Here is a 241-nt window from a genome sequence, read left to right on the forward strand (position 1 = left end):
GGCCGGAAATCGTTGGCCCGTCACCGAAGTCGTACTGTAACCACAGCCCAGGTTCGGTTACCCACGGCCGATACACTCGCCGCCGACCAGCCCGAAACTGGGCCTTCGCCTCCGCGACCGCCCGGCGCGTGGTCCGCTCACCGCCGGTGAACCCCAGCGCGACGATCCGTTCGTGGATGACATCCGCGCGGACCTTGCCCTGCGAGCGGACCACCAACTCCTCGATCTTCGGCAGAAAGTC

General features: G+C 66.8%; 1 pseudogene. It reads right to left on the reverse strand.

What is annotated here, in order from left to right:
- A pseudogene (locus tag ASU23_RS30915) lies at positions 1 to 241 on the reverse strand (IS21 family transposase); the annotation flags it as partial.

This window comes from Rhodococcus sp. KB6, from assembly GCF_001445685.1.
In the GTDB taxonomy this organism is placed as follows: domain Bacteria; phylum Actinomycetota; class Actinomycetes; order Mycobacteriales; family Mycobacteriaceae; genus Rhodococcus_F; species Rhodococcus_F qingshengii.